Source organism: Brevibacterium sp. R8603A2, assembly GCF_023072605.1.
Taxonomy (GTDB): domain Bacteria; phylum Actinomycetota; class Actinomycetes; order Actinomycetales; family Brevibacteriaceae; genus Brevibacterium; species Brevibacterium pityocampae.
In genome coordinates this window covers 218,305-236,007 of the sequence record NZ_JALLGN010000003.1, presented here as the reverse complement: position 1 = coordinate 236,007, position 17,703 = coordinate 218,305, and the positions used below count along the sequence as shown (strand labels likewise).

15 protein-coding genes, 2 tRNA genes and 1 pseudogene are annotated in these 17,703 nt (G+C 69.4%); 9 read left to right on the top strand and 9 right to left on the bottom strand.

Annotated elements, in window-relative coordinates; translation table 11 throughout:
- Nucleotides 1-2 precede the first annotated feature (2 nt).
- On the top strand, nucleotides 3-1,472 hold the full coding sequence (locus MTQ12_RS04595) for an SCO6880 family protein (protein WP_247424422.1): 1,470 nt from the start codon (nucleotides 3-5) through the stop codon (nucleotides 1,470-1,472).
- A gap of 7 nt (nucleotides 1,473-1,479) precedes the next feature.
- Here the strand turns inward: MTQ12_RS04595 and MTQ12_RS04590 are convergent, their stop codons facing one another.
- A complete protein-coding gene (locus MTQ12_RS04590; protein ID WP_247424419.1) occupies nucleotides 1,480-2,541 on the bottom strand; it encodes a hypothetical protein in 1,062 nt (353 codons plus the stop codon).
- 152 nt (nucleotides 2,542-2,693) lie between these two features.
- Between MTQ12_RS04590 and MTQ12_RS04585 the strand changes: the two genes are divergently transcribed.
- The 8 genes and pseudogenes from MTQ12_RS04585 to MTQ12_RS04550 all read left to right on the top strand — a co-directional run.
- On the top strand, nucleotides 2,694-3,482 hold the full coding sequence (locus tag MTQ12_RS04585; protein WP_247424417.1) for a hypothetical protein: 789 nt from the start codon (nucleotides 2,694-2,696) through the stop codon (nucleotides 3,480-3,482).
- Nucleotides 3,479-4,960 carry an ATP-binding protein gene (locus MTQ12_RS04580; protein ID WP_247424415.1) on the top strand — a complete coding sequence of 494 codons (1,482 nt, stop codon included), beginning with the start codon at nucleotides 3,479-3,481 and terminating at the stop codon, nucleotides 4,958-4,960. Before MTQ12_RS04585 ends, MTQ12_RS04580 begins: the two co-directional genes overlap by 4 nt.
- 78 nt (nucleotides 4,961-5,038) lie before the next feature.
- Nucleotides 5,039-5,539, top strand: coding sequence for a hypothetical protein (locus MTQ12_RS04575; RefSeq protein ID WP_247424411.1), 501 nt, complete (start codon nucleotides 5,039-5,041; stop codon nucleotides 5,537-5,539).
- 29 nt (nucleotides 5,540-5,568) lie between these two features.
- A complete protein-coding gene (locus tag MTQ12_RS04570) occupies nucleotides 5,569-7,320 on the top strand; it encodes a type IV secretory system conjugative DNA transfer family protein (RefSeq protein WP_247424503.1) in 1,752 nt (583 codons plus the stop codon).
- A 93-nt stretch (nucleotides 7,321-7,413) separates the two neighbouring features.
- Nucleotides 7,414-7,893 (top strand): hypothetical protein, encoded by a 480-nt coding sequence (locus MTQ12_RS04565; protein ID WP_247424408.1) that lies wholly within the window; start codon nucleotides 7,414-7,416, stop codon nucleotides 7,891-7,893.
- Nucleotides 7,894-7,908: 15 nt separating this feature from the next.
- Nucleotides 7,909-8,532, top strand: coding sequence for a hypothetical protein (locus tag MTQ12_RS04560; protein WP_247424404.1), 624 nt, complete (start codon nucleotides 7,909-7,911; stop codon nucleotides 8,530-8,532).
- Nucleotides 8,533-8,538: 6 nt separating this feature from the next.
- Nucleotides 8,539-8,739 carry a hypothetical protein gene (locus MTQ12_RS04555; RefSeq protein ID WP_108871799.1) on the top strand — a complete coding sequence of 67 codons (201 nt, stop codon included), beginning with the start codon at nucleotides 8,539-8,541 and terminating at the stop codon, nucleotides 8,737-8,739.
- A gap of 165 nt (nucleotides 8,740-8,904) precedes the next feature.
- Nucleotides 8,905-9,456, top strand: a pseudogene (locus MTQ12_RS04550) (recombinase family protein); the annotation flags it as partial.
- 168 nt (nucleotides 9,457-9,624) lie between these two features.
- On the opposite strand, the gene MTQ12_RS04545 reads toward MTQ12_RS04550, so the two are convergent.
- The 8 genes from MTQ12_RS04545 to MTQ12_RS04510 form a co-directional block, all read right to left on the bottom strand.
- Entirely contained in the window at nucleotides 9,625-10,254 is a 630-nt protein-coding gene (locus tag MTQ12_RS04545; RefSeq protein ID WP_247424401.1) for a hypothetical protein, read from the bottom strand.
- A 141-nt stretch (nucleotides 10,255-10,395) separates the two neighbouring features.
- Nucleotides 10,396-10,554 carry a hypothetical protein gene (locus tag MTQ12_RS04540; RefSeq protein ID WP_247424396.1) on the bottom strand — a complete coding sequence of 53 codons (159 nt, stop codon included), beginning with the start codon at nucleotides 10,552-10,554 and terminating at the stop codon, nucleotides 10,396-10,398.
- 22 nt (nucleotides 10,555-10,576) lie between these two features.
- Nucleotides 10,577-10,649, bottom strand: a tRNA-Ala gene (locus MTQ12_RS04535).
- 153 nt (nucleotides 10,650-10,802) lie between these two features.
- Nucleotides 10,803-10,876, bottom strand: a tRNA-Ile gene (locus MTQ12_RS04530).
- A gap of 324 nt (nucleotides 10,877-11,200) precedes the next feature.
- Nucleotides 11,201-12,058 (bottom strand): DUF3566 domain-containing protein, encoded by an 858-nt coding sequence (locus MTQ12_RS15135; protein WP_247424393.1) that lies wholly within the window; start codon nucleotides 12,056-12,058, stop codon nucleotides 11,201-11,203.
- Nucleotides 12,055-14,670: a DNA gyrase subunit A gene (gene gyrA / locus MTQ12_RS04520; protein ID WP_247424391.1), complete on the bottom strand. Its 2,616-nt coding sequence runs from the start codon at nucleotides 14,668-14,670 to the stop codon at nucleotides 12,055-12,057. The genes MTQ12_RS15135 and gyrA overlap by 4 nt, the downstream gene beginning before the upstream one ends.
- A 106-nt stretch (nucleotides 14,671-14,776) precedes the next feature.
- Entirely contained in the window at nucleotides 14,777-16,774 is a 1,998-nt protein-coding gene (gene gyrB, locus MTQ12_RS04515) for a DNA topoisomerase (ATP-hydrolyzing) subunit B (protein WP_247424388.1), read from the bottom strand.
- A gap of 206 nt (nucleotides 16,775-16,980) precedes the next feature.
- A complete protein-coding gene (locus MTQ12_RS04510; protein WP_247424386.1) occupies nucleotides 16,981-17,694 on the bottom strand; it encodes a M50 family metallopeptidase in 714 nt (237 codons plus the stop codon).
- Nucleotides 17,695-17,703 lie beyond the last annotated feature (9 nt).

The following is a 17,703-nucleotide window of genomic DNA, read 5'->3' as shown; positions in this document are numbered from 1 at the left end:
CGATGCCCCGCACCGACGACACCACAACGAGCGCCGGCGAGCTGGTGCCGGTGAAGCTCTCCCGCCTCACCCGCCGTGGCCTCATCCTGGGCCTGTCGCTGTCGCAGATGATCGCCCTCGGCATCGGTGGTGCGTCCCTGATCGGGGCGCTCTACGCCGGCGGCGGCATCCTCATCGCCTACTCCGCCCCCGTCTGGGCGGCAGCGATCGCCCTGACGTGGGTGAAGGCCGGCGGTCGGGCGCTGGTCGAGTGGATACCCGTGTGCGCCTGGTGGGCCTGGCGCACCACCGGCGGACAACTGCTGTATCGGCGCCGGATCGTGACCCCGCGGCCGGAGGGCACGCTCGCGCTACCGGGCGACATGGCCAGGTTGCGCGAGTACACCGATCCCGAGACCGGGGCGGGGATGATCCACGACCCGACCGCGAACACGCTGACGGTGGTGGTGTCGCTGACGCATCCGGCGTTCGTGCTCCTGGACCCGTCCGAGCAGCACCGCCGGGTCACCGCCTGGGGTCGCGTGCTCGCGACGATCTGCCGCTCCGGCCGGGTCGCCACCCTCCAAGTCCTGGAACGGACGTTGCCGGATTCCGGGCAGGGGCTCGCCGAATGGTGGGCCGAGCACGGCACCCACGACGACTCCTGGGCCTCGACCACCTATAGCGAGCTGATCGACCGGGCCGGGCCCGCTGGGGAACGCCACGCCACAACCGTGTCGCTGTCGTTGGATATGAAGGCGGCGGGCCGGCAGATCCGGACCGCCGGCGGCGGCATCAAGGGCGCGGCGAACGTGCTCCGCCAGGAGATGACCACCCTCGTCTCCGCGCTCCGCGCCGCCGACCTCACCCCGTCCGGGTGGCTGAGTCCCGGGGAGCTGGCGGTGATGCTGCGCACCGCTTACGACCCCGCGATCGGGCCGACCCTGGAACGCCACGGACAGCTCGGGCAGGACCTCGCCACGGCCGGCCCCGTCGCCGTCGCCGAGACGTGGGAGCGGTTGCGCACCGACTCCGGCTACCACGCCGTGCTGTGGATCAGCGAGTGGCCCCGCGCGATGGTCTACCCCGGGTTCCTCGCACCCGTGACCTTGTCGACGGGGATACAGCGGTCGATATCGCTGCTGTGCACCCCGCTGAGAACCGACCAGGCCGTGCGCGACATCCGCAAGAAGAAGGTCGAGTACATCAGCGACCGCGCCCAGCGGGCGAAGATCGGACAGATCCAGGACGCCTCGCAGACCGCCGAGTACGAGGACGTGCTGCGCCAGGAAGCCGACCTGACCGCAGGGCACGGGGTGCTGCGCTACACCGGCCTGATCGCCGTCACCGCCCCGACCGTCGAGGAACTCGACACCGCGGTCGCCGTGATCGAGCAGGCCGCGATCCAGGCCTCCTGCGAGACACGGCTCCTCGTCGGGCAGCAGGCGCAGGCATTCACCGCCGCCGCCTTGCCGCTCGCACGCCGCATCTGAGAGGTGGTCAGTCAGTGGGCTTGACCAGGATCGTGGCGCCGGGGTCGACGTCGGCAGCTGCAGCGAGGGTCGGGAGCTCGGCACCGTCCAGGCCAGCGAGTTCCAATGCGGCCTGGCCGGCGAGATGAGCTGACCGGACGGATTGCCCGTTCGCGATGGACGCGTAGAACTGGGCGGCGTAGTTGATCGCGTCTCCGTCGTCGATGCTGTCGGCCATGCCGATGGCGAACGGGACGACATCGGCGACGAGTTGATCGATCTGTGCGGCGGACTTGCAGGCGTTGAGCAGCACGAGCAGCGGCGGGTCGTCGGTGGCGGCGATCGCGCGTGAGAACGCCCGCGCCGTGACGACGTGCCCGTCGTGCGGTCCGTCGGTGTCGTGCTCGAAGACGATCAGGTCTTCGTTGCTGTGTCCGGAGAAGTGCACGACGTGCGGACGGAACTTGGTGATGCCATCCAGCAGGTCGCTCGCGGTCGCAGCGGGGCGGACATCGAGGTCGATCAGGTCCCGGTGCAGCGCGGACTCGACCGCGGACCGGATGCGCTTCTGCTCTCGCCCCACGCGCAGATCCCCTTCGGAGGACGCGCCGAGCAACAGCACACGCAGCTTCTCCGGCTTGGGTGCCCGCAGTTCCCGGAGCGCTTCGCCGACAGCATGCTCCGTGCGGTCGAAGCGCGCTTCCGTTGCCGCACGTTCGGCAGCTGCCCGCCGATCAGCGGCGGTCTGCTCTCGCTTGCGCGTGCGTTCCGCCGCGTCGGCCTCGGAGCGCTCTGCTCGGGCGAGCTTGGTCTGCAGGTCTGCTTCCTGCTTCCGATATCCGGAGGCCTTGGCCGCCCACTTGTTTGCTTCACTCCCGGCGGACGCGGCCTCCTTGTCGCGCTGCGCGGCCCGGCTCAGCTTCGATTTCTGCGTCGACGCGCTCTTGGTCTTCGCCGCCTCCTGACGTGCCGTATCGGCCTCGGCACGCTTCTTCGACTCCTTGTTCCGGTACTCACCGGCCTTCTTCTCCGCGTCGACGCGCTGCTTGCGCTTGCGCTCCAGCTCCCCGCGGTACTGCTGTGATCCCACCTCGGCTCCTCTCGATTCACCTGCGTGGCAACGCTATCCGGCACCACTGACACAGCAGAGCCGCGCGCACCTGGGGAACACAGCCCCCGACCCCATCTCACCTCCGCCGGGGTCGGGGCGCTGCCGCGCCCGCCGAAACCTGAGGAGTTGTCATGCCGACGTTCACCGATCCCCAAGCGGATGCCCGCGAAGCCGCCGAGGCCTTGCGCGGTCTCGCGCACGCCACGATCACCATCGAAGACCCGCGCGTCATGTATGAGGTCATCGGGAACCTGCTGGCCAGCACCCGGTACCTGGCCCAGGTCACCGATCAGCTCGCCCAGAACCATCACCGCAGTGCGGCACGGGCGACGACCGATCACGGTGATCCGCTCGCCGCACGAACTCTCCTCGGTGACACGATCGACGCGCTGCGCACCGCGTCCACCCGCATGGATCAAGCCGAAGTCTCCCTCGACCAGGCATCCGGGAAGGCGGGGCAGATCGCGTGGAAGCCCGACGATCCGCAGCACCGGTGGGTCAGCATCGTGTTCCTCCAAGGCGAGGACGCGGACCCGGTGATGGAGATCATCGACCGGCAGGGCACCGACGCCGCGATCGCCCACCTCGCCGCCTGGGACTTTGGCGAGGAGACGGTCAACGATGCGATGGAGAACGGGTACGTCTACGACACCGCCCCGCACAGCGCCGCCGACCGGCTCGCCACCTCCGGCGACTACGCCCTCACCTACAGCCCCGACCTGGGCTACGTCAGGCTCTCCCGCCGCATCGACGCCCCCAACCCCGATGCGCCCACCTCCGGCACCACCACACTGCCTGTACCGGAGCCTGAGCCACGACGGGAGCGGCATCGCCGACCGGCACGGTCGGAGGGGGCGTCGTCGTGGTTCCGTCCGGACGCGATCGACGAGGTCGCCGAGAACCGGGGGCTGTTCCGGTGAGCGGCGACCGCGAGAAGCTGCACTCCGCCGTCCTCGTCGCACCCGCCAAGGAACGCCGCCGGCTGCGCCAGCAACGCCGAGCCGCCGCTGCGGAGCTCGTCGCCGAGCAGCGCACCCGCGAGCGCGCCGAGGCCCGAGCGAAGCGGGAACGCGAGCGGGCCGAGCGGCGCGCGACCCGATACCTGCCGACAGCCGGCGAGCCCGGCCCCGCCACCCTCCGCACGCCAGGACGGTTCCGCCTCCCGAAGCATCAGGACACCAGCGCGATGCTCGCCGGGGCGTATCCGTTCCTCGCTGAAGGCGGCCTCGGCTCCCAGGGCGTGTTCATCGGCCAAGACCTCTACTCCGGCGGCAGCTTCGTCTACGACCCGTGGGTGCTGTATGCGAACGGGGTCATCACCGCCCCGAACGTCGTGGTCGCCGGCATCGTCGGCTCCGGCAAGTCGAGCCTGGCAAAGAGCCTCTACACGCGCTCGCTCGGATTCGGGCGCCGCGACTACATCCCCGGCGACCCGAAAGGCGAACACACGGCCGTCGCCGAGGCCGTCGGGGGTCGGGCGATCAAGCTCGGCCACGGCCTGCCCTCCCGCCTGAACCCCCTCGATGAGGGATACCGGCCCGCCGGGATGAGCGACGAACAATGGACCGCGACCGTCGTCTCCCGGCGACGCGACCTGATCGGGGCGTTGACGGAGACCGTACTGGCGCGGCCCATGTCGCCGTTGGAGCACACCGCGATCGACACCGCCCTGGCGGCGACCATGCGGGCCAACTCGGTGCCGATCCTGCCGATGATCGTCGACCACCTCCTCGACCCGGAAGGCGACGAGGACGGGAGACTCCAGGAGGACGGGCGGCTGGTCGGACACGCCCTGCGCCGCCTGGTCGCCGGTGATCTGGCCGGCCTGTTCGATGGCCCCTCGACGGAGGTGTTCGATCCGTCGCTGCCGATGATCTCCCTCGACCTGTCCCAGGTCACCGAGAACTCCACCCTCATCTCGGTGCTGATGACCTGCTCGTCGGCGTGGATGGAAGCCGCCCTCCTCGACCCCGCCGGCGGGCAACGCTGGTGCATCTACGACGAAGCCTGGCGACTCATGTCCCAACCCGCCCTGCTGAAGCGGATGGACGCGCACTGGCGGCTCGCCAGGGCGTACGGGATCGCGAACGCGATGATCTTCCACAAAGTCTCCGACCTCGACAATGTCGGCGACCAGGGATCAGCCATGCGCGGCCTCGCCAACTCCTTGTTGGCGAACGCGGAGACGAGGATCATCTACCGGCAAGAATCCGACCAGCTCGGCCCCACCTCCGCGGCGCTCGGGCTGACCGGCACCGAGCAGGCCCTGCTGCCCACGCTTGGTGTCGGGCAGGGGCTGTGGAAGATCAAAGGCTCCTCCTACGTCGTTCAACACCAGCTACACCCCGCCGAAAATCGGCTCTTCGACACAAGCTCGCGAGCAGCAGCGCGCAGCTAGGAACACCAGGAGGGGCGGGTGCACCTGGCTGGCATGAGACACGCACACCCCCCTGCTGATTCGACCAGTTCCGCGCCGGTGTCGGTGCCGCATCTCGTGCTCGACGTGCACGAGGACGGCACCATGGCCGCCACCCTCGACCACCACCCGGTCGCCGCGCCGGAGGGTGTGGGGGCGTGGCGGCGGGCGATGTTCGCGCAGATCATCGATCACGTCACGCACGATCGGGCGATCCCGGTGCGGGTCACCGTGCACGAGGTGGACGGCAGCACGTTCACCGACATCCTCCCCGCCGCCAAACGCCCCGCCCCGAAGCGCGACACGGACTCGGCGCCGGAGGCGGTGAGGAAGCCGGGGAGGCGGCGTCGCGGGGCCGACCCCATCGAGGTCGACGGCGGTGACGGGTTCATCTCCGGCGAAGACATCGCCGTCGCGGTCATCGTCGCCCACACCGACGCGGCCCCCGATGGGCGGGCCCGCGCCCTCCTCGACCCCCAGGTCGTCGCCGCGGCGAAGGCGGGTGAGGTGGTGCTGGTCGGGCGGGTCTCGGGCACGATCGCCGTCAGGGGCCTGCCGTGACCGGCCCGCAGGGCCGCCCCGGCCAGCCGATGGGTGACGAGCTCACCAACATCCTGCTCATCGCCATCGGCGGGCTGCTCGGGGTCGCCTTCGTGCTCCGTGCCGCGGGCAGTGTCGCCGCGTTCCTCACCGGCACACCTCAGCCGACCGCCGGGGCGACCGGCGGGGTCGCGGTGTTCTTCCACCCGGCCGATCCGGGCGGGCAGCTCGGCGCCGCCGGCCTGAACCCGGTCGTCTACTGGATCACCGCCGCCCTCATGCTCACCGCACTGACCGTGGCGGGGTTCTGGGCCTGGACCACGATCCACCGGTTGACTCGGCAGACCGCCGCCGATCCACACCGGCAGGAAGGCACCGCCACCCGGCACGAGGTCGCCACGGCCGCGTCGGCGAAGGCACTCATGCGACGCGCCGGCACCCTGCGCCCCAGCCTGGCGAACCCGCGGCCGGGCGATGTCGGGTATCGGCTGGGGATCGCGCATCGGCACGAGGTGTGGGCGAGCGTGGAGGACTCGATCCTGCTGATCGGGCCGCCCCGCTCCGGCAAGGGCCTGCACCTGATCATCCCGGCAATCCTCGACGCACCCGGCGCCGTCGTCACCACCAGCACCAGGCCGGATAACGTCACCGCCTGCCTGCGCGCGAGAAGGCGTGTCGGGCCGGTGGCGGTGTTCGACCCGCAGCATCTCGCCAAGGGACTGCCGGCGGGGATGCGGTGGTCACCGATCCGGGGCTGCGAGTCCCCGCAGACCGCGATGATCCGCGCCGCGGGCCTCGCCTCCGCCACCGGCTTGTCCGCAGGCGGGGTCGAGGGCGGTGACTTCTGGGAAGGCAAGACCCGCGCCGCGCTGCAAGCGCTACTGCATGCCGCCGCCCTCGACGGCCGGTCACCGTCTGAGCTGTTCCGGTGGACTCTCGACCCCACCTCGGCGGCGGATGCGGTCGCGATCCTCACCAACCACCCGCAAGCCGCGACCGGGTGGGCGGACTCTCTGGCGTCGATGATCGATGCCGACCCGCGCACCCGCGACTCGATCTGGCAAGGCGTCAGCCTTTCTCTCGCGGCGCTGGCGGACCCGCGGGTGCTCGATGCGGTCTCACCTGGCGAGGGTGAGGAGTTCGATCCCGAGGCGTTCATCAGGGAGCGCGGCACCCTGTTCCTCCTCGCCACCGGCGCCGGCGCCGGGAACAGTGCCGCGCTCGTCGCTGCCCTGGTCGAAGATCTCGTGGAAACCGCCCGTCGCATGGCCGCCCGTTCCGCCGGCGCGAGACTCGATCCGCCGCTGTTGTTGTGTCTGGATGAGATCGGGAACCTGGCACCTCTGCCCAGCCTTCCGACGTTGATGGCCGAAGGCGGCGGCACCGGCATCACCACCCTCGCCGTGCTCCAGTCCCTCGCGCAGGCGCGGGACAAGTGGACCGAGCACCAGGCCGGCGCGATCTGGGATGCGTCCATCGTGAAACTCATCCTCGGCGGCGCCTCCAACAGCCGCGACCTCCAGGACCTCTCCACCCTGATCGGGGAACGCGACGAGCTGACCGACACCACCACCGTCGGCGACCACGGCTCCCGCTCCAACCAGCGCAGCGTGCGGCGGGTCGCGATCCTCCCGCCCGATCACATCCGACGCCTCCCGTTCGGCACCGCGGTGACCCTGCTGCGCTCAGCACCGCCGATCATCACCGACCTTCGCGCCTGGCCCGACCGCCCCGACGGCAAGCAGATCCAGTCGGATCGAGCCGAGGTCGAACAGCTCCTGCACGACGCCCACCGCGAGTAGACGACGCCGGCGGGCTGGGGTGGTCGGGTGCACCTGCCTGCCACGAGCAGCCCCCACGACGAGCGGGCGGCATGAGCAGAGCAGGAGCACACGATGAGCGAGCAGAAACCAGACGTAGACCCGGAGATCGGTCAGGCCTTCTACGGGTTCGTCGCCTCCGAACCGCAGCTGACCTGGCACGACGGCAAGCCGCGCCTGTACTTCAAGGCCGGGCAGGAGCACTACGAGTACGGCCCGGACGGGTCGCGCACCAAGCTGCCGACCACCTTCCACGATGTCGTCGCGTTCCGCGGCGCCGCGAAGAGCGGTGGCGAGATGCTGTCCAAGCAGGACTGGTTCCTCGCGCACGGCCGTCTCGAAACCGGCACGAACCCGAACACCGGGGTGGAGAGCAAGGAGTTCATCGCCAACCGGTTCGGTCCCGACGCCGCCCGGATGAACATCGAGATCGGCACGCCGCGCCGGCTGTCGCAGATGGAGTCCCCGAACCGGCAGCAGCCGCAGCGGCAGGGCGGGTTCGAGCCGCCCGAGCAGGAACAGCCCGAGCGCGAGCAGCCCGCACGGGCCCTGTGAACGGAGGCGGACGCGATGAACGACACCACCACCCCGCCCGACCGCCCCGAACCCGAGGAGTGGGAGGACGAGGACTTCGGGCCGGTCGGTCCCGACGATGATGTGCCGGGGCCGCCGCGGCCGGTGAACTGGAATCTGCTGCTCGCGCACGACCTGGAGCAGGAATGGCTCGCCCTGAACCGTTGGGTCGAGTGGGTCAGGAGAGAGTACGCGCTGCCCGCGTCGGTGATCCCGCCGCTGTGGCACCGGCATCCGGCACTCAAGTGGGAACTGTCCGCGCTACACCTGCACTGGCTCGCCGCGTACGACCCGGAACAGGACGCCTCGGCCGCGATCGGGTGGCACCGCGACTTCGCCGCCGCCCGGCAGCGGCTGCGCGACTGGGTCGCCGCCTCCGGCACCCGCCTGGATCGCGACCGCCCCGACCGGCAGGCCGCCTGGCCCGGCGAGCCCCCGGCCCCACCGGTCGAAGACACCCCCATCACGAACCGGCGCGAGGACTTCGTGGCCTTCGTGATCGAACGGGTCGCCCGCCGCAAAGCCGCCGAAGACGCCTTCTTCGCCCGCCTCGACAACGCCGACCTCGACACCGACCCCGACCCCGACCCCGACATGGGTGCCGATTCCGAAGGCGGGTGATCGGTGATGGTGCGGAACTATCAGCGCAAGACCCAACGCCCATCATCGGACCGGCGGCTGCGGGTCACGTTCACGAGGCGGGAGCAGATCGACACCGAGAAGATCGCCGAAGTCCTCATCCGCGTCGCCCTGCGCGAGGCCGGCACCGGCAGCCCGGTCGGTCAGGCCGGAGACCAGCTCCGGGCGCTGCTGAGCAGCGAACGGTAGAATCCCTGATGTACGTCCATCCAGGGCGCTACCGGCTAACCCATCTGTTGCCCGAGCCCGTCGCGGTTCGGCAGGCCTTCCCATCTGTGTCGTGACCGCCAGTCGGCGCCCGCACCCAACCCCATCGCTGGGGGCTGGGTGAGAGCCCGAAAGGCAGTCACGACCATGACGCTCATCGACCTCCCCGCCGGCCTCGACCTCGGCGCACTTCGCACCCTCGCCGCCGGCCCGAAGCAGACCAGCGAAGCAGCGGCCCTTCCAGATGGGAAGGTGCCCGCGATCTCCTACCTGCGGGTCTCCACGAAGGACCAGGCCACCCGCAACGGTCTCGAAGAAGGGCTCTCCATCCCCGCGCAGCGCGACGCCGCGCAGCGCAAGGCCGACCAGCTGAACGCCGTCATCGTCGCGGAGTTCATCGAGCCCGGCGAGTCCGGGAAGACCGCGCGCCGCAAAGCGCTCCAGGAGATGCTCGACTAACTCGCCGAGCACCCCGTCCGGTACTGCATCATCAACAAAGTCGACCGGATCGCGAGGAACCGGCTCGATGACGCGATCATCCACGCCACCCTCCGCCAGGCCGGGGTCACGCTCGTGTCCGTCATGGAGAACATCGACGAGACCCCGTCCGGCATGCTCATGCACGGCATCATGGCCTCCATCGCCGAGTTCTACTCCCTGAACCTCGCCCAGGAGGTCACCAAGGGGCTCGTGCAGAAAGCCACGATCGGCGGCACCCCGCACCGGGCCCCCATCGGCTACCTCAACATCCGCACAGTGGATGCGAACGGGCGCGAAGTCCGCGAGGTGCGGCTCGATCCCGACCGGTGTGAGCTGATCCGGTTCGCGTTCACCGCCTACGCCACCGGGGACTGGTCGCTGTCGAGGCTAGCCAGGGAGCTGGAGACCCGCGGCCTCACCACCCGGCCCACGCCGTCGTTCCCCGCGAAGCCGGTCACCACGACCGCGCTGCACAAGATCCTCGTCAACCCCTACTACCAGGGCATCGTCACCTTCCGCGACGTCACCTACCCCGGCACGCACGATCCGCTCGTGACGCCGGAGACGTTCGAGCAGGTGCAGACGATCCTGCGGCAGAATCACGTCGTCGGCGACAAGCCGCAGAAGTACGACCACTACCTCAAAGGCTCGATCTACTGCGGCTGCGGCAAGCGGCTCATGTTCGAGCGGCCCCGCAACCACCAGGGCGTCGCATACGACTACTTCACCTGCACCGGCCGCCGGTTCAAGCGCAACGACTGCCAGCGCACCGCCATCCTCACCCACCGCGTCGAACAGGCCATCGAGGCCAGCTACCAGGGCATCTCCATCAGCGCGGACGAGGCAGCACAGGTTCAGGGCGTGCTCGGGCAGGTGTTCGACACCCTCTCCGAATCCACCAGCGACGAGAAGAAGCTGCTGGCCGGGCAGAAGGCCAAGCTCGAAGCCGAGCAGGTCAAGCTCCTCCAAGCCCACTACGCCGACGCGATCCCCCTCGACCTGCTCAAGACCGAGCAAGACCGCATCCGCGCCAGCCTGCAAGCGATCACGGGTCGGCTCGACACGTTGGAGACGACATACGGCAAGGCGAAGGTCGGGCTTGACGCGATCCTCGGGCTCCTCACCGACATCGGCGAGGTCTACGCGAAGGCTGAACCCTCAGAGCGGCGGATGCTCAACCGGGCGCTGTTCGACCGCATCGTCATCGATGACGAGGACCAGGTCACCCTCGAACCAGCCGAGGCCATCCAGACGATCCTGGCGACCAGCCCCAGGCCACACAACGAAAGAACCTTGCCCCGCGATGATGCGGGGCAAGGTTCGAACGTTCAACTTTACGTGGAGGTAAGGGGACTCGAACCCCTAACCCCCTGCTTGCAAAGCAGGTGCGCTACCAATTGCGCCATACCCCCGCGGTCCTCACACCCGATCGGTGTACCGGGACCAGGTCTGATGGATGCGCTGTCGTCTGCTGCGGAATCCGAGGAGGACTCCGGCTGCTGCGGACAACACCCCCGTCAGGGTCAACCACTTCTTCACAACGTCTCCGTCCGATCGTGGTTCCGTGGGCCTAAGAGGACTTGAACCTCTGACCTCTTCGTTATCAGCGAAGCGCTCTAACCGCCTGAGCTATAGGCCCGAATCGGGGTGAACCGAAAATCAACTATAGCCACAAGACGACCGGGTGCCAAATTCCCGCTGCCGCCGCTAGTGCCGGCCCGGAACTGTGGGGCTTCCATAGGAGAGGGCGGCCGTTGCAGCCACCACTCTCGTCGAAAGGCCCCACACTCCTGGAGGGAAGCCAGGCCAGGGCGCACCGTCCGGCATCACCGGGCACGCGGCCCGCCCGCCGGAGTCGACCAGAGAACCCCACCACCCTCTGAAACAGCAATATCCTGCGGTTCCGTTCTCAGGAACCGCAGGATATTGCTGTTTGGATGTGGGGCGGGGTGGGGTGGGGTGATCAGTCGTCGGTGAGGGTGAGGTGGAAGCCGCCGACGATCGACGAGCCGATGTTGTAGAGGAACGCGAACAGCGTCGACAGCGCCGTCATGAGGACGATGTTGACGAGCGCGAGGATCACGGAGAACGACAGCACGCGGCCGAGGCTGAACAGGCCGAGCAGCTGGTCCGCCCCCTCGGTGCCGGCGACCTCGGAAAGGGTGGACTGCAGACCCTGGAGGGTGCCGGTCGCCTGGAGAACGAGCCACAGCACGAGGGCGGCGATGACAGTCGCGATGCCGATCGCCACCGACAGCAGGAACGCCATCTTCATGACCGACCAGGGGTCGAGCTTCGCGACGGTGAGCCGCACGGTGCGCGGACCCTTGCGCTTCGACTTGCCGCCCATCTTCACGCCCCCGGAGGAGGCGCGGACCGGGGAGTCGCCGTCGTCGTCGGCCCCGGCGGACAGGGGCGAGCGGGTGGTGCCGGAGGTGCGCGCCGACCCATCGGTCTTCACCGCAGTGGGAGCAGACCCAGTGGGAGCAGACCCGGTCGGAGCCGAGCCGGTCGGAGCCGAGCCGGTCGGAGCCGAGCCGGTCGGAGCGGAGCCCGTGGGCGCGGACCCCGTCGGAGCGGACACGGTCTGCCGGGCGGGTGCAGTGCCGGCAGGAGCGCCCGAGGGGCCACGGTCGCTCGGCACGGCCGGCGCATCGACGCGGGTCGCCGGGCCCGAGGCGCCCTGGGCACCCGCCGGACCGGAGCCGACGGGGGCTCCGCCGCTCGCGCCGGCGCCCTTCGCGGACCCCCCGGCGGACAGCCGGGTCGAGCCGGAGGAGGTGCGGATGACCTTGCCGGGCTTCTGATCGTTGTCGCTCACTGCTGGTCTTCACTTTCGCTCGCGGTCGATGCCGGATCGCTCGGATCGAGCGCATCCACAGCCGCTTCCACGGTGGCCTCGTCGACCGGCGTCTGGGCTTCGTCCTCCACGGCCTGCTCCGGGCCGCGGGTTACGGCAATGATACGGTCGTTCTTGCCAGGCTTGGCAAATACCACGCCCATGGTGTTGCGGCCCTTGGCGGGCACCTCGTCGATCGAGGACCGCACGACCTTCCCGCGCTCCATGACGACGAGCACCTCCTCGCCGTCGGCGACGATGAGCCCGCCGACGAGGTCGCCGCGCTGCTCGGTGATCTTCGCGACCTTGATGCCGTAGCCGCCGCGCCCCTGGATCCGGTATTCGTCGATCGGGGTGCGCTTGGCGAAGCCGGCCTCCGTGACGACGAAGACGTAGGTGTCCTGCGTCATGACGTCCATGGTGAGCAGGGTGTCGTCACCCTTGAACTTCATGCCGGTGACGCCCGAGGTGGCGCGCCCGGTGGCGCGGATCGTCGCGTCGTCGGCGGTGAAGCGGATCGACATGCCCTTGCGGGACACGAGCAGCAGGTGGTCCTCGGCGCTGACGAGCCGGGCGGACACGAGCTCGTCCGGGGTGCCGTCGGCCATCTCCCGGAGGTTGACGGCGATGACGCCGCCGGTCCGGTTCGAGTCGTACTCCGCGAGCCGGGTCTTCTTCACCAGGCCGCTGCGGGTGGCGAGGACGAGGTAGTCCTGCTCCTCGTAGTCGCGGATCGAGAGCACCTGGGCGATCGTCTCCCCGGGCTGCAGGGCGAGCAGGTTCGCCACGTGCTGGCCCTTGGCGTCGCGCGAGCCCTCCGGCAGCTCGTAGGCCTTGGCCCGGTAGACCCGGCCGGTGTTCGTGAAGAACAGCAGCCAGTTGTGGGTCGAGGTGACGAAGAAGTGGTCGACGACGTCGTCCCCGCGCAGCCGGGCGCCGGTGATCCCCTTGCCCCCGCGGTGCTGGGCGCGGTACAGCGCGGACTGGGTGCGTTTGGCGTACCCCCCGCGGGTGATCGTGACGACGACCTCCTCCTCGGGGATGAGGTCCTCCATCGACACGTCGCCGTCGAACCCGGCGAGGATCCTGGTGCGGCGGTCGTCGCCGTAGCGCTCGACGATCTCGTCGAGCTCGGTGGAGACGATCTCGCGCTGCTTCGCGGGTGTCTCGAGGATGTGGTTGTACTCCTTGATCTGCTGCTCGATCTTCGTCGCCTCCTCCTCGATCTTGAGGCGCTCGAGCGCGGCGAGCCGGCGGAGCTGGAGGTCGAGGATCGCGTTCGCCTGGATCTCGTCGACGTCGAGCAGCTCCATCAGCCCGGTGCGCGCCTCGTCCGAGGACGGCGAGCGGCGGATGAGTGCGATGACCTCGTCGAGGGCGTTGAGGGCCTTGAGGTAGCCGCGCAGGATGTGGGCGCGCTCCTCGGCCTTGCGCAGGCGGTAGCGGGTGCGGCGCACGATGACGTCGATCTGGTGCTTGACCCACAGGCGCAGGAACGCGTCGAGGCTGAGCGTGCGCGGCACGTTGTCGACGAGCGCGAGCATGTTCGCGGAGAAGTTGTCCTGCAGCTGCGTGTGCTTGTAGAGGTTGTTGAGGACGACCTTGGCCACCGCGTCGCGCTTGAGCACGATGACGAGGCGCTGGCCGGTGCGGCCGGAGGACTCGTCGCGCATGTCGGCGATCCCGGCGACCTTGCCGTCCTTGGCGTAGGAGGCGATCTTCGCAGCCAGCGTGTCCGGGTTGACCATGTAGGGCAGCTCGGTGACGACGAGGCAGGTGCGGCCCTGGATCTCCTCGACCTCGACGACGGCGCGCTGGGTGATCGAGCCGCGTCCGGTGCGGTAGGCGTCCTCGATGCCGCTGCGGCCGAGGATCGTCGCCGCGCCGGGGAAGTCCGGGCCCTTGATGATCCCGAGGAGCGCCTCGAGCGCCTCGGAGTTGGTCGCCTCGGGGTGGGCGAGCAGCCACTGGGCGCCGGCGGCGACCTCGCGGAGGTTGTGCGGCGGGATGTTCGTCGCCATGCCCACCGCGATGCCGGCCGAGCCGTTGACGAGCAGGTTGGGGAACCGGCTCGGCAGGTAGATCGGCTCCTGGTTCTTGCCGTCGTAGTTGTCCTGGAAGTCGACGGTGTCCTCTTCGATGTCCCGGACCATCTCCATGGCCAGCGGCGCCATCTTGCACTCGGTGTACCGCGGCGCGGCCGCGCCGTCGTTGCCCGAGGAGCCGAAGTTGCCCTGGCCGGAGATCAGCGGGTAGCGCATCGCCCACGGCTGCACGAGGCGCACCATCGCATCGTAGATCGCGGTGTCGCCGTGCGGGTGGTACTGGCCCATGACGTCGCCGACCACGCGCGAGCACTTGTTGAACGAGCGCTCGGGGCGGTAGCCGCCGTCGTACATCGCGTAGAGCACACGGCGGTGCACCGGCTTGAGGCCGTCGCGGACGTCGGGCAGCGCGCGCCCGACGATGACGCTCATCGCGTAGTCGAGGTACGAGCGCTGCATCTCGAGGTTGAGATCGACCTGCTCGACGCGGTTGCCCTCGAGCGGGGCGTCGGGATCGATGTGCTGGGTGTTCTCGGTGTCGTCGGCCACGTGCCTGCTTACCTCGTGTTCGTCGCAGATCGGTCTGTATCAGTGAGTATCGGAAATTGACTAGACTCTGGGATATTCCGCTGGGAAGCGGAGAGCGGACCCGGCCTCAGATGTCGAGGAATCGGACGTCCTTCGCGTTCTCCTGGATGAACCGGCGGCGCGATTCGACGTCCTCGCCCATGAGGATGGTGAAGATCTCCTCGGCCCGGGCGGCGTCGTCGAGCGTCACCTGCTTGAGCAGGCGGTGGTCCGGGTTCATCGTCGTGTCCCACAGCTCCGCGTAGTTCATCTCGCCCAGGCCCTTGTACCGCTGGATCGCCATGTCCTTGGGCAGGCGCTTGCCGGCGGCCCGCCCCTCGGTGAGCAGCGCATCGCGCTCCCGGTCGGAGTAGGCGTAGTCGTGCGGGGCGTTGCTCCACTTCAGGCGGTAGAGCGGCGGGGTCGCGAGGTACACGTAGCCGTGCTCCACCAGGGGCTTCATGTAGCGGAAGATCAGGGTGAGGAGCAGGGTCGCGATGTGCTGGCCGTCGACGTCGGCGTCGGCCATGAGCACGATCTTGTGGTACCGGAGCTTGGAGATGTCGAACTCCTCGCCGATCCCGGTGCCGAAGGCGGTGATGAGCGACTGGATCTCCTGGTTGCCGAGCGCCCGGTCGAGCCGGGCCTTCTCGACGTTGAGGATCTTGCCGCGCAGCGGGAGGATCGCCTGGTGGATCGCATCGCGCCCCTGCACGGCCGAACCGCCGGCGGAGTCGCCCTCGACGATGAAGATCTCCGACAGCGAGGGGTCCTTCGACTGGCAGTCGCGGAGCTTGCCCGGCATGCCCGAGGACTCGAGCAGGCCCTTGCGGCGGGTCGCCTCGCGCGCCTTGCGGGCGGCGAGCCGGGCCTGCGAGGCCTGGATCGCCTTGCGCACGACCTCCTTGGCCTGAATGGGGTTCGACTCCATCCAGTGGCCGAGCTCGTCGCGGACGACGCGCTGCACGAAGGTCTTCGCCTCCGAGTTGCCGAGCTTCGTCTTCGTCTGGCCTTCGAACTGCGGTTCCCCGAGCTTGATGCTCAGCACCGCGGTGAGGCCCTCGCGGACGTCCTCGCCGGTGAGGTTGGCGTCCTTCTCCCGCAGCAGCTTCTGGTCGCGGGCATAGTTGTTGAGGAGGCTGGTGAGCGCGGTGCGGAAGCCCTCCTCGTGGGTGCCGCCCTCATGCGTGTTGATGGTGTTGGCGTAGGTGTGGACGGACTCGTTGTAGGAGCTCGTCCACTGCATCGCGACCTCGAGGGCGATCTTCTGCTCGGTGTCCTCGGACTCGAAGGCGATGATCTCCTCGTTGACGAGGTCGGTCTTCTTCGCGGAGTTGAGGTAGGCGACGTAGTCCAGCAGCCCGTTCTCGTAGAGGAAGGTGACCTCGCGCGGCTTCCACTCCGCGGTGTCCTCCGCGTCGAGCTGGACGTCGGCGTCGTCGACCTGCTCGACGCGCTCGTCGCGCAGCGAGATCTTCAGTCCCTTGTTGAGGAACGCCATCTGCTGGAACCGGGCGCGGAGCACCTCGAAGGTGAACTCCGTGGTGTCGAAGATCTCCTCGTCCGGCCAGAAGGTGATCATCGTGCCGGTCCGGTCGGTGGTCTCACCCTTGACGATCTCGCCGGTCGGCACGCCGCGTCGGTAGTCCTGGCGCCACACGTTGCCGTCGCGGTGGATCTCCGCGTCGAGACGCGCGGACAGGGCGTTGACGACGGAGGAGCCCACGCCGTGCAGACCGCCGGACACCGCGTACCCGCCGCCGCCGAACTTGCCGCCGGCGTGGAGGATGGTGAGGACCACCTGGAGGGTCGGGACGCCCTCGGTGGGGTGGATCGCCACGGGGATCCCGCGGCCGTCGTCGACCACGCGCACGCCGCCGTCGGCGAGGATGGTGATCTCGATGTGGCTGCAGTAGCCGGCGAGCGCCTCGTCGACGGAGTTGTCGACGATCTCGTAGACGAGGTGGTGGAGGCCGCGCTCCGAGGTCGAGCCGATATACATACCGGGCCTCTTGCGCACCGCTTCCAGGCCTTCCAGAACGGTGATGTCACCCGCGTCGTACGGCTGGTTCTCCTCGAGAGCCATGGATCTCCTTGTCATCGGTCGTGAACTCCCTCGATTCTACCCCGGACGGCGCGCGAATCCTGCCCTGAGCGCGCCTGGGCGGGTGCGCATCCGGATTTTCGAGCCGTCCTCCGTACCCCAACTCGTCTCCCAGGGTTCTGAAGCCGTGTGCGCGGTTCTGAGCCGGTGCCGCATCGCACCTCCGCCGAGCTCGGTGCCGGTCCCGCTCAGACTCCGACCGCGACCCGGAGCATCCAGCCGGAGCCGGCCGCGCAGGCGAGCGCGAGGAGCCACATGAGGGTGAGCCACACCCCGCCCGGCACCCGGGTCGCGCGGGCGAGGATCGCGGCGTCGCTCCCATGCGTGCGGCCGCGCGCGTGCAGGCGGGTGAGGTTGGCCAGCGCCCGCACCGCCCCGCACACGAGGAACACCCCGAGCCCCACGGCAGCACTCGTCAGCCATGGATCCGGCGCGAAACCCAGGAGACCGAGCAGCACCGCCGCGGTGAGCGGGACGGCGAGCCAGGCGAGGATCCCGCGCATGAAGACGAGCGAGACGGCGAGCACGGCGGCGCACACGAGGAGCGCCGTCGCACCGCGGCCGGCGAGCCCGCTCATCACGAGTGCCGCACCGATCAGCGCCGGCGCCGGGTAGCCCCAGAAGGTCGTCCACGGGACCGAGGCGGCCCGGCCGTGGGAGGTGGTCAGGCCGGAGTGGTCCGGCGACAGGCGGATCGCCACCGCACGCCTGCCGGTGAGCAGCCCGGCGAACCCGTGCCCGAGCTCGTGGACGATCGTCACGACGATCCCGGTGAGCCGCCACACGGCACCGGGCACGACGAGGAGCAGAGCGAGGGCGAGCGCGGTGCCCACGAGGAGCTGCGGGGAGTCCGGCAGCCCGGTCGGGGTGAGTGCCCGGTCGAGGATGTCGAGGGGTTCCATGCGCAGCAC

Coding starts and splice junctions, on each gene's coding strand:
- MTQ12_RS04595 (WP_247424422.1), top strand. CDS start 3: ATGCCCCGCACCGACGACACCACAACGAGCGCCGGCGAGCTGGTGCCG.
- MTQ12_RS04585 (WP_247424417.1), top strand. CDS start 2,694: ATGCCGACGTTCACCGATCCCCAAGCGGATGCCCGCGAAGCCGCCGAG.
- MTQ12_RS04570 (WP_247424503.1), top strand. CDS start 5,569: ATGGGTGACGAGCTCACCAACATCCTGCTCATCGCCATCGGCGGGCTG.
- MTQ12_RS04565 (WP_247424408.1), top strand. CDS start 7,414: ATGAGCGAGCAGAAACCAGACGTAGACCCGGAGATCGGTCAGGCCTTC.
- MTQ12_RS04560 (WP_247424404.1), top strand. CDS start 7,909: ATGAACGACACCACCACCCCGCCCGACCGCCCCGAACCCGAGGAGTGG.
- MTQ12_RS04555 (WP_108871799.1), top strand. CDS start 8,539: ATGGTGCGGAACTATCAGCGCAAGACCCAACGCCCATCATCGGACCGG.
- gyrB (WP_247424388.1), bottom strand. CDS start 16,774: ATGGCTCTCGAGGAGAACCAGCCGTACGACGCGGGTGACATCACCGTT.
- MTQ12_RS04510 (WP_247424386.1), bottom strand. CDS start 17,694: ATGGAACCCCTCGACATCCTCGACCGGGCACTCACCCCGACCGGGCTG.